The following is a 21,014-nucleotide window of genomic DNA, read 5'->3' on the forward strand; positions in this document are numbered from 1 at the left end:
CGCGCTCATTTCGCGCGAATGCGCAGCTTGACGACGCGCTCGAGCTGCTGCCCCTTCGCGGTCTCGATCCGGTTTGCAATGCTGTAGACGCGGCCGAGCTCGCCGCCGGTCAGCGTCACCATCGCGACGGTCGCCGTATTGCTCGAGGCGCTGGCGACAATGCCCTGCGGCAGCACGAAGCTCGAGGTCTTGATCCCGTCTGCAGGCGTCACACCCTCGGCGCTGGGCCAAGGCCAGACCAGGACGTCGGCCCAATCCAAACCGCGCTCGACGACCTCCTCCGGCGCCTTGGCCGGCCAGAACAGCAGCGTCCGCGCGTTGCGCGGCGCCTTGAGCACGCGATCGGTCATCACCAGACCTCCGACAGCATGAGCAGCGTGACCGCATCGGGGATCAGCGTTTTGACGTCTGGCGACAGCTGCCAGGCCTTGTCGCTGACGCCGATGACGAGATCGCGCACCAGCGCGGGATTTGTCTCGCCGATGCTGTAGAGATGCCGGATCTGCAGCATGATGCAGGTTTTGACGACCGCCGGCAGATCCTCGAGATCCTCGTAACCAGCGTCGAACTCGATGACGATCGGCTCCGGCGCATGCGAGTACGCGAGCGGCCAGGACAGGCCGAATTTCGGAAAGATGCGGACGCTATCGCCCGCCGTTTGCACGACATAGCTCGAGGGATCGAGTGTCTGCTGCGTCTCGGTCGCCCAATCGACATACCTGATCGAATGGATCGCATCATGGACGACCGGCGCGATCGGGATCTCGATCACAGGCCGCCAGCACGGCAGCACCCATTGAAACGTCCGCGGCACGAATGCGCGCTGGACCAGGGCCTCACAATGCGCCGTTGCCGCGCCGATCAGGCCGGAAATCAGAGCGTCGTTTTTCGTGCTCGAGACGCGCAGCTGCGCCTTGGCCTCGTCGAGTGTGACGGGATAGCCCACCGGACGCTGAGAGATGCGGAGCATGTCGGGAAGCCCTGCCCGGAAAAGGAAGGAAGCGCCTCGGCCTGGTGCGGCCGAGGCGCCAGCTGGATCAGCCGACGAACTCGGCGACTGACGCCGCATCGTTGTCGGTTGCGAACCCGTACCGCGGATCGAAACCGAGCACGGAGCAGCCGACCAGGCTCGCGGCGACCGCAGGCGTCACTGACACCTGGAAGAATCCGAAGCCGTTATTGATGTCGAGATCTTCCTGCTTGAGGTTGATCAGGACCTGTTTGTTATCGTCCGCGCCGGCCTTGGTGCGCTGAGTGATCGCCTTGCCGGCGATGTCCTTTGCACCGGCGCCGGCGGCTGAGGTCGCCTGCTGGATCTTGGCGTCGACGGTCGCCGCGGCGCCAAGCGCGCCGAGCGAGATGACGGCCATATAGTTGTGGAACTTGCCGGCATCGATCCAGCCTGTGGTCAGCGCAGCCGCGGACGATTGCGGGTTGATCGAGTCGACAACGCTGACGCGCTGCGACGGTTTGAGATTGGTGTGCATTTGCACTCCTCATGGTTTCGGGAAACAGGAACGCGGGCGTTACTCGCGCCGGCCAGGTCAGGCCGGCGCGCCGTCATTGGCTGACGAGCTCGCGGAGCTCAATCAGCGCGCCTCGAGCGCGACGAAATGCGACTTGGTGTTATTGCCCTTGGCCGGCTGGACCGGCGCCGACAGGTAAGGCTGACCACCCATCCGGAAGATCCAGCGGAAGGCCGCCAGGTTGTAGTCAAAAAACAGATGGATCGAGGCGGCGAAATCGATGCCGCCGCCGGCCTTGGTCGCGAGCGCATAGCCCGAGAGGTCGACGCAGGTCAGATCGCCGAGGTCGCCGAGCGTGGCACTGTGCTCGTTGAAGATCAGCGGACGGCCGAGGAAAACGCCGCCGTCCGGCGCGCCGGCGAGAGGCTGGTTCAACGGCAACCAGGCCGGCACGTTGCCGATCGTCAGCTGGCCGAGCTGCGGCAGGATGTCGGAATTGCCGAGCCACATCGGCCGGCCACCCATCCGCAGCAGCCGCGAGTACATCTTGAGGACGTTCGCGACGTTGATTGTGTCGGCCGCCTGACCCGCCTCCTTCGAGACCGTCACCAGAGACGGCGCGTTCATGAAGCCGAGCGGCTTGCCTTTGCCGTCGCCGGTCATGACCGCCTCAAACGCCTTCCAGCGGATCGCGTTTGCGGCCTGGTTGAAGATGCGGTTCTGCAGCCGCGGCGCATCGTCGAGGACCTCCTGCGAGGCCAGCACGAAGGCGTAGAGCTCATGCAGCTGGATGATCTCGCCGGTCATCGCCGCCTTGGTCGCGATCAGCTGCGTGCCCTCGGAGCGCCAGGCCGCCTGGACGCCGGACGCGCCCCATGGCGTGGTCTCGTCCTTTGCGATCGCGATCGAGTTGCCCTGCGTCGGCTCCGGATTGCAGAAACCGAGCAGGTTCTGGTCGTCGAAAACGAGCGCCCAGATCTGTTCGCGATACTCGGTCGGCACCAGGAAGCCCTCGCCGTTGCCGCCCTGGTTCTGCTGGAAATTGGTCGGCGCCGCGCCGAGACGCGGATCGAGACCGCCGCCCGTCATGGCGTTGCGGACCGAAACCGCGAATTCCGCGACGCTGCGGAAACCGCCGGTCCGCTCCGGATTGATATCGTTCACGACGGTCGCCAGCGCCGGGCCGCCGAGCGCGGTCGAGGAGCCGAACAGCGCCGTCCGGCGCAGCTTCTTTTCCTCGGCGGCGATCTGCTTGTCGAGCTCGGCGACCTCGGCCTCGAGCGCGTCGACCTTGGTCTCGAGCTCGCCGACCTGCGCGGTCTCGGCCTCGGTCAGGGTAGCTTTGCCCTGCAGCGCATTGAGCTGCTCGAGCGCGGTTTTGCCGTCCTTTGCCTTGTTGGCGCGGGCCTGGCGCAGCTGCTTGATGTCCACTCGCATGGATCAGTGACTCCTGGTTGGTTGTGTGGTTTGCCTGGACGGAGAAAGAGCCCGCGTTCCCGCTGTCCAGGCGACGGCGCGGGTCGAGCAACTCGGGAAATGAAACGGGAGGCGGCCGGATAGTTGGCCGGCAATGGGTGAGCGGCCGCCTTAGGGCGAGCTGACCGGACACGCGTGTCCGCTCTTCATCAATGAGCTGACGTCGCGAACTTTAGGTCAAATCGTCGGCCTTGGGCCAACAGGCGACATGAACCGAAGATGAGGTCTCCGCCAACTGAGGCGGCCTTACTTTTTCGGAAAAAGCTGGTCCCTGACATACCGGGACGTGGGCGTAAGTCGAATGCCGCGCGGCTTACGCCAGATGGCTCTGTCGATCTCGTTCTTGTCGCCAATGGTCAGGCGACCTGATGCTTTTCTGGTGACAAAGATCGCGTCGCTCATCTTTCTGCCTGAGCGGCGGTTCTTCGATTTTACTTCCTTCCAGAGCCGGACGCGCCCGAGCTTGAGGTTGGGGAGCTCCTCTTTGATCTCCCTTCGCAGGCAGTCCTTCTCAGTCTCGCGTGACCGCTTGCGACCGCCAGGAAACATCCAAAGCCGGTCACTCCTGCGGCGCACCAAGAGAACCTTACCGCGTTTCACGGCTACGAGTTTTGAGGACTTCGCCATTTCCGTTTCGCCGATAAGAATCGGTGAGCAATCATACCAGAATATCGGTTAAGTCTCAGTTTCCGCAGGCTTAAAGCAAATGGGGTACAACTCGTAAACGACGAGTGCCCCAAGTCCGATCATGGCGACCAGAACAGCTATGCGAGAAGCTACCCAGCTAATCGAATACCAGCGCCGATCGCCGGCGCGAGTTCGACCGCGGCGAGCGCTGCTGCAGCATGCCGCTGATGATCTGGTCGAGCGTTGCGATCCGGTCAGCCATGCCACGCGCAACCGCCTCGCGCGCGCCGACCATACGGCCCTGACCGAACTCTTCGCGGACCTTGGTCTGCGTCACGCGCCGGCCGCTCGCGACCGCCTTGATGAAATCAGCGCCCGCCTCGTTCGCGCGGCCCTGCAGATAGGCTTTGGCCTCGTCCGACAATGGCGCGAACGGATGCGCCTCGTTTTTCAGCGGCGACTGTTCCGAGCGGACAATCGTCATCTTGATGCCGATCTGGTCGAGCCAGCCGGAAATATCCTGGTGCATAATCATCGCGCCAATCGAGCCGACGTCGGCGGACGGCGTCATCACCAGCTCGCCGGCCTGCGAAGCGATCCAATAGGCGGCCGAAGCCGCGAGCGTATTCGCGACCGCGACGACGGGTTTCTTTGCCGCTGCGTAAGCGACCGCATTCGCGGCCTCGACGGTCGCAGAGACCGTTCCGCCGGGACTGTCGACGTCGAGGACGATGCCGGCGACGTCCTGGTCATCGGCCGCGCGCGTGACCTGCGCGGCAATGCCGGACAGGCTCGAGCCGAACCAGCTGCCGCGCGGCGTCAGTCCGCCGGCGACCGAGACCAGCGCGATCTTGCTCGCCGAGCTCGGGGCCTGCGCCGCCGCGGCTGCGACGAGCGCCTGGCGCTGCTCGGCGCGCGCCAGGCAATCGGCGAGCGCCGACACCTCGAGCGCGACCAGGGCGTCGATTGACGAGATCTGCGTCAGGACCTGGCGCAGATCCGGCGTCGCGGTTTCGATCTTAATCATTGTTGCCGTCCTCGTTTGGAGAGCTCGAGCCGCCGCCGGCGGAGTCCTTTGTCAGCGGGTTTTTGTAGTCGTTGCCGCCGGGATCTGTCCGCGGCGACATGTTCTCAAACCGGAGGATGTCGTTTGCCGACAGCCATTCGCCCTGGCGGCCGATCAGATAGGCTCGATAACGATTCAGCAGGTCGCCGCGCAGCAGGCCGAAAAAGTTGAACTCGAAAAACAGATCGCCGTTTTCATTATCGAGCAGCAGATCTCGCTCGACTCCCTGCTCGATCTCGATCGCGAGCGGCGCCACGCACCCCACAACGAAATCAAGCGACTGCTGCTCGACGTTGTTGTTTGTCGCGCGCTTGAGCCGCGACGCACGATGCAACGGATAGCTCCAAAGGCCAAATACCGCAGTGTCGGCGGCGTCCTCGGTCTCGAGCAGCTGCGCCTCGGAATTCGTCACCTTGATCGGGTTATATTTGACGCCATGCGTCAAAAGCCGATCCTTGTGTCGGTTCATCCCGGTCCCGGCGGCCCGCCAGTTCTCGAGAAACTCGTTTCGATCTTCCTTGTCCTTGAACACGCCGGGATGCTCGAGCGTGCCGCCGGACTGGCCGTTGTTCTTGAACCAAAGATCCCCGTAGTCGTGCACCGCGATTGCGCGCGCAAAAACGTGGCGCGCGCTATGGAAAATTGGCTCGCCGAGCAATCCGTCCTCGCGCAACGGATTCGACCGGATATGCCAGAGCTCATCGTCGCGATAGGTCGTCTGTTTGAGCTGCGCGCCCTGGACGATCGTCGCCGGCGGATTGAACGTGTAGTACAAGCGCCCGTCGATGCCGCGCTCGACCATCGCCAGGCGCCGCGGATGCAGCCATTCGAGGCCGCCGACAGCGTAATATTCCGATGCGCGAGGATCGCCCGGCGGCAGGATCGCGCAATAGGAATTCCGGTAGTACGACACGTTCCAGGCGAGCTCGCCGACGAGCTCCGCCGGCGTCTGGCGAGCGTTCGGGTTGGCCGCAAACAACCTGGTGACAGGATGATCCGGCAGCCCCTCGCGCGCGCCGTTTGCGCCGCGCCGGTAGACCGAGGCCGGCAGCGACTTCATGGCCGACGAAAGGCCGTGACGCACGGCCTGGACGGCGCCGAGCTGGCTGACATTGCTGTCCGTGACGTCGACGCCGGCGAGCGACAAGCGACCGCCAAAATCCGCCCAATACTGCGGATCTTTCATATCGCGCGGCGCGCCAGGATCGAACGCATTGGCGACCGCGCGGAACGCCGAGCCCAGCCCGCTCCTCAAAACTCCCATCAGATCACCGTCAGGATATCAGCGCCGGTCACCAGCAAACCGGCCGTTGGATTCCAGCTCATCAGGATCGCGGCCTCGAGCAACGCGATAAACGGGTCGATCTTGGCCGAGCCGGCGACCTGCTTGGTCACCATGTCTGCGTTACCTCGACGCTCTGTCTTGGCGTTGCCGACAACCCACGACATGAGGCCTTGCCCGGCGTGCCAGAACGTCGCGTCGGCGAGCTTGAAATCGAGGCCATAGACCGCTGGCGCGAGTGCCGGACCCTGCAGCAGGCGCCGCAGCATGTCGTCGGTTACGCCGACGGCCGTCAACGCCTCGATAATCGCCGCCGCCTGGTTCGGATCGATGCCGACGCCGTTTTTCTGCGGCAGCAGTCCGCTCGAGACGATGCGGGCGACCAGGGCGGCAAGATCCGCGATGGCGTCCGCCATGTCGACGATCGTCATCGATCCTTCCTCGACGAAATCCTGCAGCTGGTTTGCGATGTCCTTCCGCCGTTCCAGGACGATCGGATCAGCCCATGCATAGGACCAAGACAGCCAGTGGCGCGTACCGCGCTCGCGGCCGATCACCGCCAAGCCGAGCAGGTCGTCACGGCCGCCGGAGTCGATCCCGATCGTGACGACCTCGCAGCGCGTCAGGATCGCGTCGAGGTCGAGGCCTTGTATGACCTGCGCATCCCAGAGATCCGCGCCGCCCCAACCTTCGTTATTGATGCCCTGGCCGATCTCGATATTGAGATGTTGCGAGGCCCAAATCCGGATCGCTTCCTCGCCCTTGTCGCGCTCACCCTCCCAATCGGCGATCAACTCCGCGAGGGCTGGACCGGAGCGGCCGAGGTTCGGCATCACCATCGGCCAGTTGACCGGGTCCATCCATCGCGGCTCGACGCCCTTTTTCCGCTCATCGCGCGTCAGCGTCGCGATGTCTGGCGGAAATTCGTACAGCAGCGGGAGCATCGGCCGAATGACCTTGCCGCGATAATTGCCGTCGCGGACGTTGCGCGCAAATTTCAACTCCGATTTGAAAATCCCGGCCGGAATGTCGTCGCTCTGCGTCGTCGTCATGACCAGCAGGCCTTCCGGCGTCTTGTCGAGACCGCCGCGGATCTGGCGCAGCACCTTTGCGCCCTTGGCGTTGAATCCGAGCAGATGGATCTCGTCGAGCAGCACGAAGAACAGACCCATCGCGCCGGTCAGGATGTTGACGTCGAAAGTCTTGACCTGCGCCTCGGCCTTGGTGACAAGGTCCTCGATCATCATCTCATGATCGTGAGTGCGAAAGCGCCGTTTGAGATCCGGCGACTCCTCGATCATGCCGACCGCCTGGTCATAGGCGCGCGTCGAGATCGCCTGCGTCGGACCGACAAAAAGCGCTTTACCTCGAGGCCGATAGTTCATCAGCATCGCGACGATCAGCAGCGCCGCCGAATTGGTCGTTTTTGACGATCCTTTCGGCACAAGCGCGAGAATGTCGCGGATATATCGGACCTGGTTGGCTGCGTCCCAGCTGCCGAACGCCGCGCGCACCAGCTCGCGGAACCACGCTCCAGATGCGGTCCGCATCTTTGGTTTGCCTGGCACGTCAGGCAGCTGGATCTCGTCATAGAACGCCTGCGCCATGTCCGCCTCGCCGGCGAACAGCGGCATATCCGGCAGCAGCGAGCGGCCGTCGCGGATGCGATCGGCCCAATCGACGCGCGACAGATCCCACGGGGCATCAGTCGGCGCGGCGGCCTCGATCGAGGTCAGCATCAGTGCGAAGTCCCTGCCTGCTGGCGTCGCATCATGAGCTCGCCGAGCGGCGTGCCGGCGTCAGGTTGATGCGCGGCGGCGAGCGCGGCGGCTTTCTTGCCGATCTTCTCGGCCGGCGCCGGCTTTTCAGCCGCCGATGCTTTCGCCGGCTGCTGCGTCTGGCCGTACATCATCAGGTCGTTGCGCTCGAGATACTTCTGGAATTCCCGGATCGCCGAGACGTTTCCGGCGTTGACGCCGTCCATCAGTTTGACGCCGACCTGCGCGACCAGCCGGTCGCGTGCAACGTCCCGAAACTTGAGCTCTGAAAAATAATGCTTCCGCAGCGTCGGTTGCGTGATGAAAAGCGCCGACGCAATCCGCGCGTTGCTCCAACCGAGCGCGACTAACAGGCTGACGCGATTCCGGTTTTGCTGATTGGCGACATGCTCCGGCCGACCACGGCCGCCCCAGTTGGCCGGCACAGGATCGCCGAACAGGTCGAAAACTTCGGCCATGATGAAAAAAACCCGTCAGTGTGAGATGGGCCGGTCTGTGGAGAGGCATCCGCGAAGGAATTGCCCACCCCCTACCCCTTCAGTCCCAAACGCCGCGCGAGTGCAGGCTCGCCTGCTCCTCGCGCTGCTTGTCTCGATCGTGACAAGCCTTGCAGAGCGTCTGCAGGTTGGTCTCATCCCAGAACAGGCGTTCATCGCCACGATGCGGGATGACGTGATCGCAGACCAGCAGCGACGTGTTCGGCTCGGCCCTGCCGCAGCCCTTGCGCTGGCATGTGTAGAGATCGCGCACGAAGATGCGCAGCCGCAGCATTCGCCAGCGGGCTAACTTGTACCAGGCTTTCCAAGGTGGCTGCGGCATCACCAAAAGGAAAGGCCGACCACCTTGCGATGATCGGCCTCTAGTCTAGGGAGGAAACGCCCAAGCAGGGCAGCGATAGCGCGAGGCGTTACCGCACAACCTATGCAAGTGAAAACGCCGACCGCAGCAACTGCGATCGGCGTTTTGATCTGGTCAGAGTTGAGGCGCGCTGCGCGCGTCCGCCTGGAATCAGGCTCCGCACCTTTAGCCGAGCTGCCGCGAATGCACCGCACCGCGAATTAGTCGATCAGCTCGATCTGCGCCTCGGTCAAACCGCTTACCTTGACGCCGTGCTTTCCGTCACCGACGTAGGCACTGAGTCGCCCATTTGAGTCAATTCGCTCGATCAGTCCACGCAAGCCGGAGAACACGCCATCGGCGACACGTATCTGCCGACCAACCCGCAGTTTGGTTTCGTCCTCGGCCTGCGCAACGCTAATGAACCCGTATTTCAGGAACAGCTGCGCAAGTGCCCAGCGCCGCCGCGACGGCAGCAGGTTCTCGATCTTGACGATATCGCGCAGCAGCTGCATTTCGGTTGCGTTGAGCCAGGACCGCAGCTCTCCGAAGTTGAGGAGATTGTCGACGTCGGGAATGCTGCGAATCTCGCCGAGCCGACCCAGCTCGAAATCAGGCAAAAAGATCAGGCCCGGTAGAAACGCCTTTTCGATCCGGCGCCCAAGATGCGGACGGCGCGCCTGCTGCCCGTTGCCGCGCTGGACGAAATGAACAACGGTCGGCGACCATCCGCTGATGCAGCGCTCGGCGAAAGCCTTGATGACCTTCGCGTCACGACCAGGCATGACCTGCAGAACGTGCCAGCTGTCGGGCACCGCCGGCACCGCCAGCCGATCGCTGGCCTCGACATATCCGACGATCTGCCCCTTGCGGTATTGCATGTTCATTCGCTCTCCCCTGCGACTTGCCACGTCCCATCGCGCCGCGGCGGCCACGGCGCCGGCACGCGAAAGCCCTGCTTTGACTTCCTCAAACGGAAATTCGGATTCGACGACGAGATGCCGTGAACGTTCGGATCAAACGGCTCGAGGAAGATCCGCTCGGCCTGCGGCTCGGCGCCGGTCCAGAGCGCCAGCCGATCGCGCCAGGCGGCAAACTGCGGCGTCCCGAGGTCGACGACCTGCCAGGCCTCGCGGTCGGCGCCGGCAAACGCGGCCATCGCCGACAGGTCAGCCTGCGGCCCGAGCTGCGTCCAGACGCCCTCGCCGAGGTCCTGATCGCGGATGATGCGCAGCTCGCGCCGCTCGGCGATCTGCATCGCCACTGCCAAGCCCTTGAGCTCGTCGCCTTGCACGAACCGCCGTTGCGGAGGCGCTGCCTTGGCCGGCACAGCGCCGGGCGCCGGGAATTCCCGAAACCCGCGCGTCCGCACCCAAAGATGAAAATTCATCGGCCGGCGCTGCTTGAGCTCGCGCAGTTTCGCCATGTAGAGCTGCACAGCATGCCCGCACCAGACGCGATCCTCCTGCGTCAGGAGGCGGAACTCCTCGAGCGCCAGGTCGCGCCGCATGACCTCATGGCCGACATAGGCCTCGAATGCCGCTGCAAACTCGACAGGTTCGCTTTCCTCGATCGTCTCGCGATCATCCGGAAATCCCCCGGAGGGGGACTTAGGGGGATCTTCAGGTTCAGGTTCAAAAGAGTCTAGGCCCTGGCTGCACTGCGAGGGCTGGCCGAGGGCTGGCCGAGTGCTAGCGTCGTCGGCGCCGGAATTTAGCCCTTGCTGCCAGCTAGGGCTAATCGACCTTGAATTTACTTGATTTTCGTCGACGTTGCGCCCGGCGGCCCGCGCCTCGATCGCGTCGATATCCGCGTCGACCAGCAGCCGGATCAGATCCGTGGTGCGCTTGCCACGACCATCCCCATTGCGGCGACCGTTCTCATCGAGCCATTGCGGCGTCCGGCCGATCGCGCCGATCTCCTCGAGCCAGGCCAGCCGCCGCCGAACCGTGTCCTGCGATAGATCGCAATCGCCCGCCAGCGACGGAATGCCGACCCAGCAGAGGCCGTCGCCGTCGACATACTCGCCGAGCGCGCGCAGCACGCTCTTTGCGTAAGGATTGCCCAGCTCGAGATTGCGCGCCCATGCCGTCGCCTCGTCCGAGGCAATGCGTCGCGCCCGCCTTTTCGCGGTCATCTTAACTTCCTAACCAAGAGAATTCGGGAAAACGCTGACGCAACAGAACACTGAAAATTCACGGTCGCGGCTGCAGCAGACGGAAAACGATGTCATGCGCCGATAGCCGTGAGATCGCGTCGCGCTCGATCGCGACGCCGAGCCGCTCGAGCCACTCGCGACGGAAACCGCGGCGTTTGAGCCGCGGCGGATTGACTGCGCCGGCGGCGATCGCGTCCCGATCCGGGATCTCGTATTCCTCGAGCTCGCCGAGCTCCGCGCCCTTGACGACCAGCTGGCAGATGACCTCGGCCAGAGTCATCGCCTCCGGCCCTTCGCCAGCCAGGCAGCACACGATCGCGTTAGGCCGCCGCAACTGCAACCGCCTCACGCCGCGCATCGCAGGGCGGCGTCGCCGTGCAGTGGATGCGTTCCTCGTCGCGCCAGAACTCGTCCCAATAGCCCGCAGGACCGCCCTCGCGCCGGCCGACCTTGACCATGTCGCAGCGGATGCATTGCTGTTCGGTCTTGAGCGGAAATCGGACCTTCTCGCCCCACTTGTGCCGTGTCGAGCCCATCAAGCGGCCCTCCGGACGCGGGCCTCGAGATCCTCGCAGACAGAGCCGCCGGCATCGAAACGCCGCTGGCGCGCAATCACTCGCCGGGCGATCCCGTCGCGCTGCAACCAAGCGAGCGAATAGCCGAACATGAACAGCGCAAACGCGCCGACCGCGATCGCGGCGATGTCGAGCTGCGTCATCGCCGTGCCTGCATCAGCTGATGGAAGCGATCGAGAAACAGCGTCTTGGCCGTATAGGGCGGATGGCAATCGAGCGGTATGTCGAGCGGCCCGTCAACGTCGACCGACCAGATCTCGTCGGTCGGCCGCATGACCTGCGCCCGCTCGGTCAAAAGCAGCGCCATGTCCGTGCGTTTGACTGCGGCCGGCGTAACAGGATCGAGGCCAAACGCTTCATAGACAACGCGCTGCAGCCGCTCCTCGGCCGCGCGGTAATCCGGCATGAACCGTTTTACCGGTCGCACCATGTCGAGCAGGTAGGCCTCGCTGCCGTCATGCAGCAGACCTGCCAGCGCATCGGCCTCGCCGCAGTGCTGCGAAACGTAAATCGAATGCTCGGCAACGCTGTAGAAGCGAAGGCAATGCCCGCCAAAGCGACAGACCATCGCGAGCGCGTGCGCGATGTCCTCGATAGCAACATCCTCCGGCCTCGGGTCGAGCGGCCAGAATCTGCGCCCGCTGTAGGTTTGCAACCAATCACCTTGTCTCATTGCCGCAATGCCCCCTTGATGCTTGCCTCGTGCTGCTGCAGCCAGCGCAGCGTGTTTGCAGCGGCTCCGAGCCCGTCGCGTTGGTAGATCGCAGCGGACGAGCTCAGCTTGGCCCGCGCGCCGCTGCGACGATCCTTGAGCTCGGTCTCGACGGCAGTGAGCTGCCTGGTCATCGAAATTGTGCAGGCCGGAAGCGGCGACGCCGCAGCGATGCGAGCCGCGTTCTGCGATAGCCAGCGCAGTGTTTTCGCGCCGGCCTCGAGGCCGTCGCACTGGCGCTGCGACGCCGACCGATCGAGCCTCGAGCGCGCGCCGGCGCTACGATCCTTGATCTCGGCCTCGATCGCGGCGATCTGCCGGAACAGAGCGACTTTGTCGGTCACGCGCGCGCCTCGATATTGAGCTGCGCCGGCGCTGCTACCAGTTGCGCGAGGAAATCGCGGCCGGCATCGGTCACCATGACCCTGGTCGACGTGCAATGCGCGAACCCTGCGCCGACCAGATGCCGGACCATGTCGCCGTCGATCCGCTCGCCGGCGTCGATCGCGAACAACGCGGCCTGCATATCGAGCTCGTCCTCGGTCAGCGGCAACCGCGTTTGCAGACGATCGTCGACGGCCTCGGCCGGCACGCGGTCGATACGCGCGAGATCCATTTCGGTTTGCGCGACGACGAGATCCGGCGCCGGTTTCGGCGTCCGACGCAGAAATTCCGGGATATCGAGCCCGTCGTCGAGAATGTCGCGCCCAGGTCGGTTCGCCGGCGGCTCGGCTGTATCGGCGCGGCCGGCAACGGCGACGCTCGAAACGACTTTCCCGATCGGCGACGAGGCAACGTCGGCCGAAAGGGCTGAACGATCGCCGGCCTGAGCTCCGGCGTCCGCTAACTGTGAGGCCGCAGCGCTATGGCTACCCGTTGCGGCCTCGTCCGATGACCGACCATCGGCAGTCCGATCGCGCGGCGGTTCTATACCCGCCGGCGCCCCGTCAGGCGCCGAGCTCTCGCCCGCGATCGCTTGGGAATTGATCTCTGTCGCCGTCGCCTGGTTGCCCCACGCATCCCAGCCGGTCGGTAATGGATTCTGCGCGTCGACGCGGGCGAACAGCTCGAGCACCGGCACGCCGCCGCCCATCACATCAATCATGCGCCGGTAATGCTCTGGCTTGCGCGAATGGCCGAGCGGCCTCGAGCGCTCGCGATGGTTGGAGCCGAACTTTTCGCCGCTCCCCGGTTTCGGCAGGCCCTTCCCGCGCTTGAACAGCAGCAACAGCTCGTCCTGGTCGCGGACCAGCACGGCGCCGCCGGCCTCGGTCGGGTGCTCCTCGTCGTTTTTTGTCCAGACGAACGCGGTCGAGTAGGAGTCAAAGCCCCATGACAGCGCCACCGCCGAGGCGAGCGGCATCTGCGCACGGACCTTGATGACCTCGCCGGTCCGAAGATCCGTCGCCTCGATCTCGGCCTCATGCCACGCGAGCAGATGCGCGCGCGGAATCCAGAGAAACAGCCAAGCGTCCGGCAGGACCATGTCCTTCACCGGCAAATCGCAGATCTCCGACCACGGCATCGTCGGATAATGGTTCTCGTATGACCGGCTGGTGACGCCCTGGTTTCGATGCCACGGCGGATCGGCGTAAATGATCGGATACTTGCGGCCGGTCGGCTGCAGGGCCGAGGCGTCGGAGAGCGCCTGCGCTACGTTGCGGCGATGCTCCCTACCCTTTTCCTCGGCGCCGACCTTTGCCAGGTCCATGGCGACACGGGCAACGCCGGCGCGCATCTCTTCCTGGTGACGGTCGAGCGCCGCCTCGAATTCGGCCGCCGGCATCGCAGCCAGGCGCTGAGCCTTGGACGACAGTTTGCGGTCGATCCCCGCCTCGGCAAGGGTCGGCCGGTCATCTTCTGGCTGTTCCGAAACCGAACTGCCAGAAACGTTCCGTCCGCGCAGCTGGCCGCGCGATCCGGTATTGAGTCCGACCGTTTCCTTTTGCGCGACAATCATCTCGCCGAGGCGCCGCTCGGCACGGAAACGCAGTTGCGCCGCCTGGATCTCGAGGTCGCGATCCTTCGCCTGGCGCGCATAGTGTCGCATTGCCTCGGCCTGGCTGCGGATCTCCTGGACCTCGTCGACTGCGACGGCCTCGGCCAGCGCCTTGCGCGCCGCCTCATATCGAACGAGCTCGGTCACGACGCGGCGCCCTCCTCGTCGTCGACGACAATGGCGACGCCGTCGCCGCACGGCACGACAGTAGCGACGTCGCCCTCGAGCTGGTCGAGATGCAGCTGGATCGCGTCATCTGCGACGGCCGTCACCTTCTCGCCATTCGCCGCGCAGTAGGCCGCGAGCCGCGCCGCGATATGCGGCCGGACCGAGATCAGGACGCCGTCGCGGCCGAAACCCGCGACCGCGACCCAGCCGCGCCGCGTCACGGCCGACAGTTCGCCCCGCTCGACCAGGCTATCCATCAGGCGGTTGGCGTTGTTCGGATTACAGCCCATCACGTCGGCCAGCGCGCGGCGCGTCGGCATCGAACCATGGCGACCGACAAATTCAGTGATCGCTTTCAACGCGTCGACCATACGGGCGGTCAGCCCCATGCCATCGGATGCGGGAACGTCGGTCAAAACGGAACCTCCTGCGGAAACGGGATGTCGTGAACGCGCATCAGCTCGAGGACGATCTGCTCGAGCGAAGGGATCGCCGCGCGCGGCCGGCGGTTCTTCATGTTCTGCTTGTGGGTGCACCAGGAGAGATTGTCGTCGCGGTTATCGAGCGTTTGCCCGTTGCCGTGGTCGACGTGATGCGTCCGCATGAACCGCTCGGAGCGCGGATCGCGGACGATCTTGATCTCGCGATGTTGACGCAAGGTCGCCCGATCCGGCCCGACGTTGCGCTTTGCGTAGAGCTGCCAGGGCGTGCGCGACCCCCAAGACACATTCCAGGTATTTCTCGACAGCCAGTCGTAATCGCAGGCGTCGACCAGCGACCAGATGTTATCGCGCGCCGAGAGGATGATCCGCCGCCAGGGCGTCAGCCCGGAGTCGAGCAGCCGCTCGATCGAGATGGATTCGCTTGGCCGGACGCTGGCGAAAGAGCCGTGCATTACAGCATCCCCAGCGCCTGCATGTAGGTATCGAGGATCGTCTCATGCGCCTCGCGCTCGATCGGGTCCTGTTGGCGCATCTTGATGATCGCGCGCAGCGCCTTGACGTCGAAGCCGTTGCCCTTGGCCTCGGCGTAGACGTCGCTGATGTCGTCGGCGATCGTCTTTTTTTCCTCGATCAGACGCTCGACGCGCTCGATGATCGATTTCAGCTGGTCTTTGGCGATCGTCGTCGCGCGGGTTTCTGCGGCGGGTTTCTTGGTCATCGGCGCATCCAACGGAAGCCGGCGCCGGCGTCGCGGCGACGCTCGAGGAAAGGCTGCATCGCGGCGCCGACCGCAGCGAACACCCCAACCAGCAGGATGCAGGCCATGAACACTAGGAAACGCAGGTCCTCTACATCGATATCGCCGGTCACGGCTCGATCCCCCTGTCAGCCAGGCGCCCGGTTGGCCCAGCGGTTTCGGTGCGAGGACCGACGCCAACCCAGTCGTTCGGCGTCACATCGCCACCCGTCAGCTCGAAGATCGTTGCCATCGCCTTCTTGTCGGGCTCGCGCTCGCCGGCTCGGTAGCGGCGTACAGTTTCGCCGCTCCAGCCAGCCCGCTTTCCGAAGCCGGCGTTGCTCTCTCTGTTGGCGATCATCCATGGGTCAAAGCGCATGACGTCACTACGTCACCAATATGGTGATGATTCGCAAGCGCAACTCACCAAATTGGTGCTATGAAGTAACACCAATTTGGTGCCCATTGCCGGCCATGAAGGAGAAATACCCAAACGGATTGGCTGACGCCCTTACAAAGCGGCCGGATGTAACGCAGGCAGAGCTTGCTAAGGCCGCCGGTACGAGCCCCCAGCAGATCAATCGGCTGATTCACGGCGAGCGGGAGATGACGGCACTCTGGGCCGAGCGATTGGCTCCGGCCCTGCGCACGTCACCCGAGCGGCTGGTATTCCCCGGCCTGAAGACGTTCCGAGCACCACTTCTATCGTGGGTCAGCGCTGGACGCCTCGCAAGCCAGGAGGGTGTTCGAAAGTCGGACGTGCGTAAGTACGTTTATCTCGCGGATTTGCCGAAGGGCGATTGGATCGTCCTTGAAGTGCAAGGCGACTCGATGGATCGAGTCGCCCCCGATGGATCGTACATCTGCGTCAATTTGTCCGACCATCGCCTGCTCACCGACAAATTCTACGTTTTCGGTACGCCGGAGGGTGACGCCACCTTCAAGAGATACCGTCACGGCAATCCGCCGCGGCTACAGCCGTTCTCTACGAATCCCGATCATGAGACTATTCAGATGTCGAGCGAGACGCTCATCATCGGCCGCGTTGGCCGCGTCATCAACGATTTGGGGTAATTGATCACCGACGTATGCGGCGACAAAGAAGATCATAACACCATTTCAGACGTCATCACCGTTTTGGTGATTGATCAATTGACGCGACACCAATTTGGTGAGATTTTGTTTCCCGTGAAACGAACGGGGAACCCCTATGCGACGTCCTTCCTGCAATCGCCTTCCCGCCATCAGCCGCCCGGCTGCAGCTCGAGCAAAAGTCCCTGAATACATTGATACCGCCCTGGTAAAGCCGCGCGCGCCGCTGTCTCCGAGCGAGACGGTCAAGCGGATGGCCGATGATATGCGCGCTGCTTCCTACCGCGAGGGCGGCATTACTGAAGACGATCTGGAGCGTCTCGGCTTCACCCGCTCGCAGATCAAAGCACATGCGGCTGATGCGCGCGCGCTGGCGCATCAGCTTGCCGGGCCGAGCCTTTAAGAGCGGCCTCTCCCTGATGAAGCGCCTTCAACGCAATCACTACATTGCGCTTGCGCTGCTCGAATACGGCCCTTTCGAGCGGCATCCGCACGGCGGCTGGCGGTTCGGCGCGAGGAGGATCACGAGCGAGATGGCCGACCGTCTGACCGCCAGCGGCCGCGCGGAAATTATCGGGGACCGACTACAACTGATCAAGCGGGTCCGCCGATGAGCCATCGCCCTGCGACTCTCTTGCCCGGCGTATATCCACCGCGGCAACCGGCAGCGATGGCTGCCGGCTATTGCGGTGAAGTCTCAATTGAGGCTTTCTTGCGCGAAGTGAAGGCGGGAACTTATCCGCCTCCTGCGATCAAGAAGGGACGACGCCAGATATGGCTGACGGCGGAGCTGGACCGGGCGATCGCCCGGGCGCACCCCCATTCATCAGGCCGCGAAACCGCGGCGGACGTCGAGGCGGATTTCTGACCGTGTCCCGGCCGCTGCCGCGTTTCGTGCTGACCAAGCAGGTCAAGGGCCGCACCCGCTACTACTGGACGCTGCCGACCCATTACCGCCGCCAGGGCTGCACCCTGCACAAAGAGCACGAGACGGCGCTCGGCGACGATTACGAGACCGCCTGCGGCAAGGACGGCGCCGGCGGCCGCGCGGCTGTCCTGAACGGGTTGTTCGATGACTGGGATCGGATGCGGCTCGGCGAGCCGCCGAAGCCAAAGGTCGAGATCCGCGCCGGCACGGTCGACTGGCTGTTCAGGACCTACAAGACCTCGACCGACTGGAAGAACCGGGTCTCGAAGCGCACCGCGCCGGACTACGAAATCACCATGGACCTGCTCGCCGATCTCGTCGGACAGTCCGGGATCCGGGTCGGCGACCGCATGGTCACCTCGATCACGCCCGTGGTCGCCGACAAGCTCTACGAGAAGATCCGCACCACGCCGGTCCGCAAGGGCAAGTCGGAGCGGCCTCGCTCGGCCGAAAAGGTCGTGGTGCTGTGCCGGCACGCCTGGCGCGCCGTGCAGCGGCTGCATCCGGCAATGTTCATCGACGGCCCGGCGTGGAACCCATGGGACGGCGTCGCCATGGAGAAGCGGAAGCACGCCACCAAGCCTGCGGTCTCGCGGGAGGACGTGTACGCCTTCGCCTGGGGCGCCATAGGCCTCGGCCAGGTGCAGCCGGCCGCGGCCGCCGTGATCTGCTTCGAATGGCTGCAGCGGCCCGAGAACGTGCTGGCGGGCTATGTCACGTGGACCGGCTACCGGGGCAAGGACCACCCCAACCAGATCCGCATCGAGCACCACAAGACCGGCGAGATGGTGCTGCACCCGCTTGAGGAGGTCGTCGAGGGCGACCAGGTGCTGTTCTACGAGGAGGCCGAGCAGGTGCTGGCCAAGCTGCCCAAGCTCGGCACCGGCCTGATCATGAAGCCCGGCCGCACCGAGAAGCACGTCGCGACCCCATGGGATATCCATACCATGGCCCGCCACGTCCGCAAGCTGCGCGAGCAGCTCGGTCTGCCCGACACCTTCACGCTCGATGCCTGCCGGCATGGCGGGATGACCGAGCTCGAGGAAGCCGAGCTGACCGACGGCCAGGGCCGCGCCCTGTCAGGACACAAGTCGAAAGCCTATGAGGGGTATGCGAAGCGGACCGAGAAGCGGGCGCTGGCGGCGACACGGAAGCGGTATGCGCATCGGGCGGCTATCGGTGAGGTGCCGGCGACTTCTTCGTCAAGCGAGCCGCTTGCGAAGCGCGAACGATCGTGACGGGCACCTCTAAGCGGCTTATGGTCTCGCGGACATTGTGGAGACCGTCGAATGCTATTTCAGATTAAGCATTATTGCCCTGATCCAAAATGCGGAAATTATGTAGATTTTGCCGTTTCACAGGTGGGAGAACTCGTTAAGCGCGAGCCGGACCCGAATGACCCAGCGAAATGGCGGACCGTGCCAAAAAATACCCAGATGCCACAAGGGGCGCTTGACGGGATTGAGGGGTGCGGCATGTCACGGTGCCCCCATTGTGGAGAGCCTCTCCTGATCGTTTTCCGAACTACCCGGCATCTGCTGCAGCAAGCTCAGCAGGCTGAGATCGCGGCAAGGAACAACCCGCATGTCGCACAGGGTGCTCGCATTTTGGCTGGTGACAGTCTCCTGGTGCCGCGAACGTATCCCGAGAGCCGGCAGCCGATCGCGCACGCAACATGGCCTCCGGAAATTCAGAGGCCCTTCGTTGATCTTCAGAAGATGCTCGCTGCAAACATGCATCCGGGGTTGATCATCGCCGGCTGTCGGTCGGTCCTGGACGTAGCCACAAAACATCTCGGCGGCACAAGCAATAACCTCTTCGACCGGATCAACGAGCTTGCCCAAAACAACGTGATCACCGTAGGGCTGAAGAATTGGGCGAACAAGCTCCGTCGAGACGGGAATGACGCCACGCATGAACTGAAGGGAGAACAGGAAGAGGCCAGCCAGCTAGTCGAGTTCCTCAAGATTTTCCTGCACGTCGCATATGAGTTGCCGGCTGCAATCGAGGAGAAAGCGCCCGCCGATACCGCGGAAACTGAGGTCGTGAAATGACTTACGAAACTCGGGCCGAGACGATCCAGCTCAAAGATTTGATGCTGATTGTGCCTTTCATGGCAAGCACGATCGCAATCACTTGGGAGGTCGGACGGCTGTTGCCTTTCGGCGGCTTCCGGCTTTTTAGCATCAGCGACCATCTGCTCTCTGCATTGTCGTCTCTGCCAATCGCGCTCTATCTTTGCGCGACGGCGCCGCTGGTGACGTACTTCTTGCATCGAGCAGCGACAAAGGCGAAGCGCAAGAAGCCTGTATTTGCTGTATTTGCGATCACCTCGCTCATTCTCATCATTGCCGGCGTTTTCTTTATGCCGTGGTTCAAGGTAACCATCGTTCTAATGGAAGCGTTCGTCGTTGTGGCGCTGGCTCAGTTCTTGTGGCCCTTTCTGCCGCAGCGTGCCCTGCCCGTCGCCGCTTTTGGCTCTGCGGTTCTATTTACATTTGCGCTTGCATACGAATCCTCGTTGGTCGTCATCCGAGAAGGGAAGACCGTCGCGACCATCACAACTGTGGCTTTGAAATCCGGCACAGTCGAAGCGATCGTGCTGATGACAGGCGAGCGTGGAATTTTGCTATTCGATCCCACTACGGACCGGATAAGCTTCCTGAAGGCCGACGAAATGCAGAAGCTTGACTGGAGCCGAACGCCTCGTCATTAAATCCTGACCTGCAGTTCTGAATCTGAAAAATAATTCAGTAGGATCAATGGGGCAAAAACCGGCTCTTTTCAGAACTCAGCTTTGAAATTGCTAGTCAACCCATCTGCTTTGCAGACCGTTGCGTAACCACTCCGCCACGTGGCCCCTTGCGGCGCACTTCATATACGCCCTCTCAGCGATAGGCAACCAAGCCGCACAGCTAACGTCGGCGCTTCCGGAAGTCCCGCTTCTTCGGTTTTGGCGCCAATTCCGGCATTTCGGCCTGCACTTCGCGGAATCTCGCCAGCATTCGCTCGAAACTGTCAGTCAACGTTGCAGCGATATCCGGCCGTTTTTCCAGCCCGGCCAGCAGGATTGCGGCCGCCTCGATGGTGGAGAGGCCGTCGCGCCGCGGTTCCCGGCGCAGCTTGCCGTACAGCGAGGGCCGTTTCGGCCCGAGAATCACCCGCTGGCACTTCAGCATCCAAGCGTTGCGCCACCACAGCGCCTTGGCCTGGCTCCAGGTGCCGTCGAGCAGCACGATGCCCTCGATGTCGGAGAGGATGGCGTGCTGGTGCGGCTCCAGCTCACCCTTGCGGTTGATCGCAACGATCTCGGCGTCGGTATCGAGATCCTCGACCTTGGCCGAGCCGAGATAGAGCACCGCCCAGCGCGACGGATCGGCCACCGGCCGGCCGAGTGCCTTGGAGAGGCTCGGCCAGGACAGTCCGATCCGCACCACCGCATTCTCAAAGTGCCGTGCGGTGAGCCGCGCGGTGCCGAGCGCCCTGTCCTGCTCCTGCGGGTGCTGCAGGATCAGGAGCTGAATCCGGCTTTTGATCGGCGTGACACTGTCGCAGATGCACAGCGGCACCGGCTTGCCGCAATGCGGACACTCCGGGATCTCGGTGGCAAGTTCGGTCTTTGCTTCGGTCGGTTCGGACATCGCTTCGCTATACGCGTGCAGAGCCGTTCA

General features: G+C 63.6%; 31 protein-coding genes. 7 read left to right on the forward strand and 24 right to left on the reverse strand.

All coding sequences use genetic code 11. The features are described 5' to 3' along the window. Positions 1 to 5 precede the first annotated feature (5 nt). The 23 genes from HAP47_RS21065 to HAP47_RS21175 all read right to left on the reverse strand — a co-directional run bounded on the left by HAP47_RS21065 (position 6) and on the right by HAP47_RS21175 (position 15,684). On the reverse strand, positions 6 to 350 hold the full coding sequence (locus HAP47_RS21065; protein WP_173642951.1) for a phage fiber-tail adaptor protein: 345 nt from the start codon (positions 348 to 350) through the stop codon (positions 6 to 8). After that, positions 350 to 970: a head-tail connector protein gene (locus HAP47_RS21070; RefSeq protein ID WP_173642950.1), complete on the reverse strand. Its 621-nt coding sequence runs from the start codon at positions 968 to 970 to the stop codon at positions 350 to 352. Before HAP47_RS21070 ends, HAP47_RS21065 begins: the two co-directional genes overlap by 1 nt. Before the next feature lie 67 nt (positions 971 to 1,037). Next, positions 1,038 to 1,487, reverse strand: coding sequence for a hypothetical protein (locus tag HAP47_RS21075; protein WP_173642949.1), 450 nt, complete (start codon positions 1,485 to 1,487; stop codon positions 1,038 to 1,040). Between the two features lie 102 nt (positions 1,488 to 1,589). Next, the gene (locus HAP47_RS21080; RefSeq protein WP_173642948.1) at positions 1,590 to 2,903 is read right to left on the reverse strand and encodes a phage major capsid protein; all 1,314 of its coding nucleotides are present in this window, start codon (positions 2,901 to 2,903) and stop codon (positions 1,590 to 1,592) included. Between the two features lie 285 nt (positions 2,904 to 3,188). Beyond that, positions 3,189 to 3,569, reverse strand: a complete 381-nt coding sequence (locus HAP47_RS21085) for an NUDIX hydrolase (RefSeq protein WP_173642947.1) — start codon at positions 3,567 to 3,569, stop codon at positions 3,189 to 3,191. A gap of 157 nt (positions 3,570 to 3,726) precedes the next feature. Continuing rightward, complete coding sequence (locus tag HAP47_RS21090) at positions 3,727 to 4,596, reverse strand: S49 family peptidase (protein WP_210285382.1); 870 nt, start codon at positions 4,594 to 4,596, stop codon at positions 3,727 to 3,729. After that, positions 4,589 to 5,899, reverse strand: coding sequence for a phage portal protein (locus HAP47_RS21095; protein ID WP_173642946.1), 1,311 nt, complete (start codon positions 5,897 to 5,899; stop codon positions 4,589 to 4,591). The genes HAP47_RS21090 and HAP47_RS21095 overlap by 8 nt, the downstream gene beginning before the upstream one ends. Then, positions 5,899 to 7,656, reverse strand: a complete 1,758-nt coding sequence (locus HAP47_RS21100) for a terminase TerL endonuclease subunit (protein ID WP_173642945.1) — start codon at positions 7,654 to 7,656, stop codon at positions 5,899 to 5,901. The genes HAP47_RS21095 and HAP47_RS21100 overlap by 1 nt, the downstream gene beginning before the upstream one ends. Further along, a complete protein-coding gene (locus tag HAP47_RS21105) occupies positions 7,656 to 8,153 on the reverse strand; it encodes a hypothetical protein (protein WP_173642944.1) in 498 nt (165 codons plus the stop codon). The genes HAP47_RS21100 and HAP47_RS21105 overlap by 1 nt, the downstream gene beginning before the upstream one ends. Before the next feature lie 79 nt (positions 8,154 to 8,232). Then, the gene (locus HAP47_RS21110) at positions 8,233 to 8,466 is read right to left on the reverse strand and encodes an HNH endonuclease (protein ID WP_231168325.1); all 234 of its coding nucleotides are present in this window, start codon (positions 8,464 to 8,466) and stop codon (positions 8,233 to 8,235) included. Positions 8,467 to 8,753: 287 nt separating this feature from the next. Further along, positions 8,754 to 9,419, reverse strand: a complete 666-nt coding sequence (gene nusG / locus HAP47_RS21115; protein WP_173642942.1) for a transcription termination/antitermination protein NusG — start codon at positions 9,417 to 9,419, stop codon at positions 8,754 to 8,756. Further along, on the reverse strand, positions 9,416 to 10,669 hold the full coding sequence (locus tag HAP47_RS21120) for a helix-turn-helix domain-containing protein (RefSeq protein ID WP_173642941.1): 1,254 nt from the start codon (positions 10,667 to 10,669) through the stop codon (positions 9,416 to 9,418). The genes nusG and HAP47_RS21120 overlap by 4 nt, the downstream gene beginning before the upstream one ends. Positions 10,670 to 10,727: 58 nt before the next feature. Beyond that, on the reverse strand, positions 10,728 to 10,970 hold the full coding sequence (locus HAP47_RS21125; RefSeq protein ID WP_173642940.1) for a hypothetical protein: 243 nt from the start codon (positions 10,968 to 10,970) through the stop codon (positions 10,728 to 10,730). Positions 10,971 to 11,010: 40 nt separating this feature from the next. Next, positions 11,011 to 11,226 (reverse strand): hypothetical protein, encoded by a 216-nt coding sequence (locus tag HAP47_RS21130; RefSeq protein WP_173642939.1) that lies wholly within the window; start codon positions 11,224 to 11,226, stop codon positions 11,011 to 11,013. Beyond that, positions 11,226 to 11,408, reverse strand: a complete 183-nt coding sequence (locus HAP47_RS21135; RefSeq protein ID WP_173642938.1) for a hypothetical protein — start codon at positions 11,406 to 11,408, stop codon at positions 11,226 to 11,228. Before HAP47_RS21135 ends, HAP47_RS21130 begins: the two co-directional genes overlap by 1 nt. Then, on the reverse strand, positions 11,405 to 11,920 hold the full coding sequence (locus tag HAP47_RS21140; protein ID WP_231168327.1) for a phosphohydrolase: 516 nt from the start codon (positions 11,918 to 11,920) through the stop codon (positions 11,405 to 11,407). The genes HAP47_RS21135 and HAP47_RS21140 overlap by 4 nt, the downstream gene beginning before the upstream one ends. Positions 11,921 to 11,934: 14 nt before the next feature. Further along, the gene (locus HAP47_RS21145; protein WP_173642937.1) at positions 11,935 to 12,321 is read right to left on the reverse strand and encodes a hypothetical protein; all 387 of its coding nucleotides are present in this window, start codon (positions 12,319 to 12,321) and stop codon (positions 11,935 to 11,937) included. Beyond that, positions 12,318 to 14,123, reverse strand: coding sequence for a hypothetical protein (locus tag HAP47_RS21150; protein ID WP_173642936.1), 1,806 nt, complete (start codon positions 14,121 to 14,123; stop codon positions 12,318 to 12,320). The genes HAP47_RS21145 and HAP47_RS21150 overlap by 4 nt, the downstream gene beginning before the upstream one ends. After that, the gene (locus HAP47_RS21155) at positions 14,120 to 14,560 is read right to left on the reverse strand and encodes an ABC transporter permease (RefSeq protein ID WP_231168328.1); all 441 of its coding nucleotides are present in this window, start codon (positions 14,558 to 14,560) and stop codon (positions 14,120 to 14,122) included. Before HAP47_RS21155 ends, HAP47_RS21150 begins: the two co-directional genes overlap by 4 nt. Next, positions 14,557 to 15,039, reverse strand: a complete 483-nt coding sequence (locus tag HAP47_RS21160) for an HNH endonuclease (protein WP_173642935.1) — start codon at positions 15,037 to 15,039, stop codon at positions 14,557 to 14,559. The genes HAP47_RS21155 and HAP47_RS21160 overlap by 4 nt, the downstream gene beginning before the upstream one ends. Next, positions 15,039 to 15,305 carry a DUF2312 domain-containing protein gene (locus tag HAP47_RS21165; RefSeq protein ID WP_173642934.1) on the reverse strand — a complete coding sequence of 89 codons (267 nt, stop codon included), beginning with the start codon at positions 15,303 to 15,305 and terminating at the stop codon, positions 15,039 to 15,041. The genes HAP47_RS21160 and HAP47_RS21165 overlap by 1 nt, the downstream gene beginning before the upstream one ends. Then, positions 15,302 to 15,457 carry a hypothetical protein gene (locus HAP47_RS21170; protein ID WP_173642933.1) on the reverse strand — a complete coding sequence of 52 codons (156 nt, stop codon included), beginning with the start codon at positions 15,455 to 15,457 and terminating at the stop codon, positions 15,302 to 15,304. Before HAP47_RS21170 ends, HAP47_RS21165 begins: the two co-directional genes overlap by 4 nt. After that, positions 15,454 to 15,684, reverse strand: a complete 231-nt coding sequence (locus HAP47_RS21175; protein ID WP_173642932.1) for a hypothetical protein — start codon at positions 15,682 to 15,684, stop codon at positions 15,454 to 15,456. Before HAP47_RS21175 ends, HAP47_RS21170 begins: the two co-directional genes overlap by 4 nt. A gap of 137 nt (positions 15,685 to 15,821) precedes the next feature. Here HAP47_RS21175 and HAP47_RS21180 point away from each other — a divergent pair, with 137 nt between their 5' ends. The 7 genes from HAP47_RS21180 (at position 15,822) to HAP47_RS21210 (ending at position 20,059) form a co-directional block, all read left to right on the forward strand. Next, positions 15,822 to 16,397: a LexA family protein gene (locus tag HAP47_RS21180; RefSeq protein ID WP_176396295.1), complete on the forward strand. Its 576-nt coding sequence runs from the start codon at positions 15,822 to 15,824 to the stop codon at positions 16,395 to 16,397. A 136-nt stretch (positions 16,398 to 16,533) separates the two neighbouring features. Beyond that, complete coding sequence (locus HAP47_RS21185) at positions 16,534 to 16,818, forward strand: hypothetical protein (RefSeq protein WP_173642930.1); 285 nt, start codon at positions 16,534 to 16,536, stop codon at positions 16,816 to 16,818. 16 nt (positions 16,819 to 16,834) lie between these two features. After that, positions 16,835 to 17,029, forward strand: coding sequence for a hypothetical protein (locus tag HAP47_RS21190; RefSeq protein WP_173643175.1), 195 nt, complete (start codon positions 16,835 to 16,837; stop codon positions 17,027 to 17,029). A gap of 56 nt (positions 17,030 to 17,085) precedes the next feature. Further along, positions 17,086 to 17,283, forward strand: coding sequence for a hypothetical protein (locus tag HAP47_RS21195; RefSeq protein WP_173642929.1), 198 nt, complete (start codon positions 17,086 to 17,088; stop codon positions 17,281 to 17,283). 2 nt (positions 17,284 to 17,285) lie between these two features. Continuing rightward, positions 17,286 to 18,581: a hypothetical protein gene (locus HAP47_RS21200; RefSeq protein ID WP_173642928.1), complete on the forward strand. Its 1,296-nt coding sequence runs from the start codon at positions 17,286 to 17,288 to the stop codon at positions 18,579 to 18,581. Between the two features lie 51 nt (positions 18,582 to 18,632). After that, on the forward strand, positions 18,633 to 19,397 hold the full coding sequence (locus HAP47_RS21205) for a DUF4145 domain-containing protein (protein WP_173642927.1): 765 nt from the start codon (positions 18,633 to 18,635) through the stop codon (positions 19,395 to 19,397). Further along, complete coding sequence (locus tag HAP47_RS21210; RefSeq protein WP_173642926.1) at positions 19,394 to 20,059, forward strand: hypothetical protein; 666 nt, start codon at positions 19,394 to 19,396, stop codon at positions 20,057 to 20,059. The genes HAP47_RS21205 and HAP47_RS21210 overlap by 4 nt, the downstream gene beginning before the upstream one ends. 199 nt (positions 20,060 to 20,258) lie before the next feature. Here HAP47_RS21210 and HAP47_RS21215 read toward each other — a convergent pair whose 3' ends face one another. After that, positions 20,259 to 20,984 carry a tRNA-uridine aminocarboxypropyltransferase gene (locus HAP47_RS21215; protein ID WP_173642925.1) on the reverse strand — a complete coding sequence of 242 codons (726 nt, stop codon included), beginning with the start codon at positions 20,982 to 20,984 and terminating at the stop codon, positions 20,259 to 20,261. Positions 20,985 to 21,014 lie beyond the last annotated feature (30 nt).

The organism is Bradyrhizobium sp. 41S5 (genome assembly GCF_011516665.3).
GTDB classification, from domain to species: domain Bacteria; phylum Pseudomonadota; class Alphaproteobacteria; order Rhizobiales; family Xanthobacteraceae; genus Bradyrhizobium; species Bradyrhizobium quebecense.

What these genes read in the sequence shown, in the direction of transcription:
- HAP47_RS21215 (WP_173642925.1), bottom strand. Translation starts at nt 20,984, where the DNA reads ATGTCCGAACCGACCGAAGCAAAGACCGAACTTGCCACCGAGATCCCG.
- HAP47_RS21125 (WP_173642940.1), bottom strand. Translation starts at nt 10,970, where the DNA reads ATGACTCTGGCCGAGGTCATCTGCCAGCTGGTCGTCAAGGGCGCGGAG.
- HAP47_RS21185 (WP_173642930.1), top strand. Translation starts at nt 16,534, where the DNA reads ATGCGACGTCCTTCCTGCAATCGCCTTCCCGCCATCAGCCGCCCGGCT.
- HAP47_RS21090 (WP_210285382.1), bottom strand. Translation starts at nt 4,596, where the DNA reads ATGATTAAGATCGAAACCGCGACGCCGGATCTGCGCCAGGTCCTGACG.
- HAP47_RS21100 (WP_173642945.1), bottom strand. Translation starts at nt 7,656, where the DNA reads ATGCTGACCTCGATCGAGGCCGCCGCGCCGACTGATGCCCCGTGGGAT.
- HAP47_RS21120 (WP_173642941.1), bottom strand. Translation starts at nt 10,669, where the DNA reads ATGACCGCGAAAAGGCGGGCGCGACGCATTGCCTCGGACGAGGCGACG.
- HAP47_RS21195 (WP_173642929.1), top strand. Translation starts at nt 17,086, where the DNA reads ATGGCTGCCGGCTATTGCGGTGAAGTCTCAATTGAGGCTTTCTTGCGC.
- HAP47_RS21105 (WP_173642944.1), bottom strand. Translation starts at nt 8,153, where the DNA reads ATGGCCGAAGTTTTCGACCTGTTCGGCGATCCTGTGCCGGCCAACTGG.
- HAP47_RS21095 (WP_173642946.1), bottom strand. Translation starts at nt 5,899, where the DNA reads ATGGGAGTTTTGAGGAGCGGGCTGGGCTCGGCGTTCCGCGCGGTCGCC.
- HAP47_RS21190 (WP_173643175.1), top strand. Translation starts at nt 16,835, where the DNA reads ATGAAGCGCCTTCAACGCAATCACTACATTGCGCTTGCGCTGCTCGAA.
- HAP47_RS21175 (WP_173642932.1), bottom strand. Translation starts at nt 15,684, where the DNA reads ATGATCGCCAACAGAGAGAGCAACGCCGGCTTCGGAAAGCGGGCTGGC.
- HAP47_RS21080 (WP_173642948.1), bottom strand. Translation starts at nt 2,903, where the DNA reads ATGCGAGTGGACATCAAGCAGCTGCGCCAGGCCCGCGCCAACAAGGCA.
- HAP47_RS21210 (WP_173642926.1), top strand. Translation starts at nt 19,394, where the DNA reads ATGACTTACGAAACTCGGGCCGAGACGATCCAGCTCAAAGATTTGATG.
- HAP47_RS21135 (WP_173642938.1), bottom strand. Translation starts at nt 11,408, where the DNA reads ATGACGCAGCTCGACATCGCCGCGATCGCGGTCGGCGCGTTTGCGCTG.
- HAP47_RS21160 (WP_173642935.1), bottom strand. Translation starts at nt 15,039, where the DNA reads ATGCACGGCTCTTTCGCCAGCGTCCGGCCAAGCGAATCCATCTCGATC.
- HAP47_RS21205 (WP_173642927.1), top strand. Translation starts at nt 18,633, where the DNA reads ATGCTATTTCAGATTAAGCATTATTGCCCTGATCCAAAATGCGGAAAT.
- HAP47_RS21075 (WP_173642949.1), bottom strand. Translation starts at nt 1,487, where the DNA reads ATGCACACCAATCTCAAACCGTCGCAGCGCGTCAGCGTTGTCGACTCG.
- HAP47_RS21130 (WP_173642939.1), bottom strand. Translation starts at nt 11,226, where the DNA reads ATGGGCTCGACACGGCACAAGTGGGGCGAGAAGGTCCGATTTCCGCTC.
- HAP47_RS21110 (WP_231168325.1), bottom strand. Translation starts at nt 8,466, where the DNA reads ATGCTGCGGCTGCGCATCTTCGTGCGCGATCTCTACACATGCCAGCGC.
- HAP47_RS21065 (WP_173642951.1), bottom strand. Translation starts at nt 350, where the DNA reads ATGACCGATCGCGTGCTCAAGGCGCCGCGCAACGCGCGGACGCTGCTG.
- nusG (WP_173642942.1), bottom strand. Translation starts at nt 9,419, where the DNA reads ATGAACATGCAATACCGCAAGGGGCAGATCGTCGGATATGTCGAGGCC.
- HAP47_RS21085 (WP_173642947.1), bottom strand. Translation starts at nt 3,569, where the DNA reads ATGGCGAAGTCCTCAAAACTCGTAGCCGTGAAACGCGGTAAGGTTCTC.
- HAP47_RS21070 (WP_173642950.1), bottom strand. Translation starts at nt 970, where the DNA reads ATGCTCCGCATCTCTCAGCGTCCGGTGGGCTATCCCGTCACACTCGAC.
- HAP47_RS21165 (WP_173642934.1), bottom strand. Translation starts at nt 15,305, where the DNA reads ATGACCAAGAAACCCGCCGCAGAAACCCGCGCGACGACGATCGCCAAA.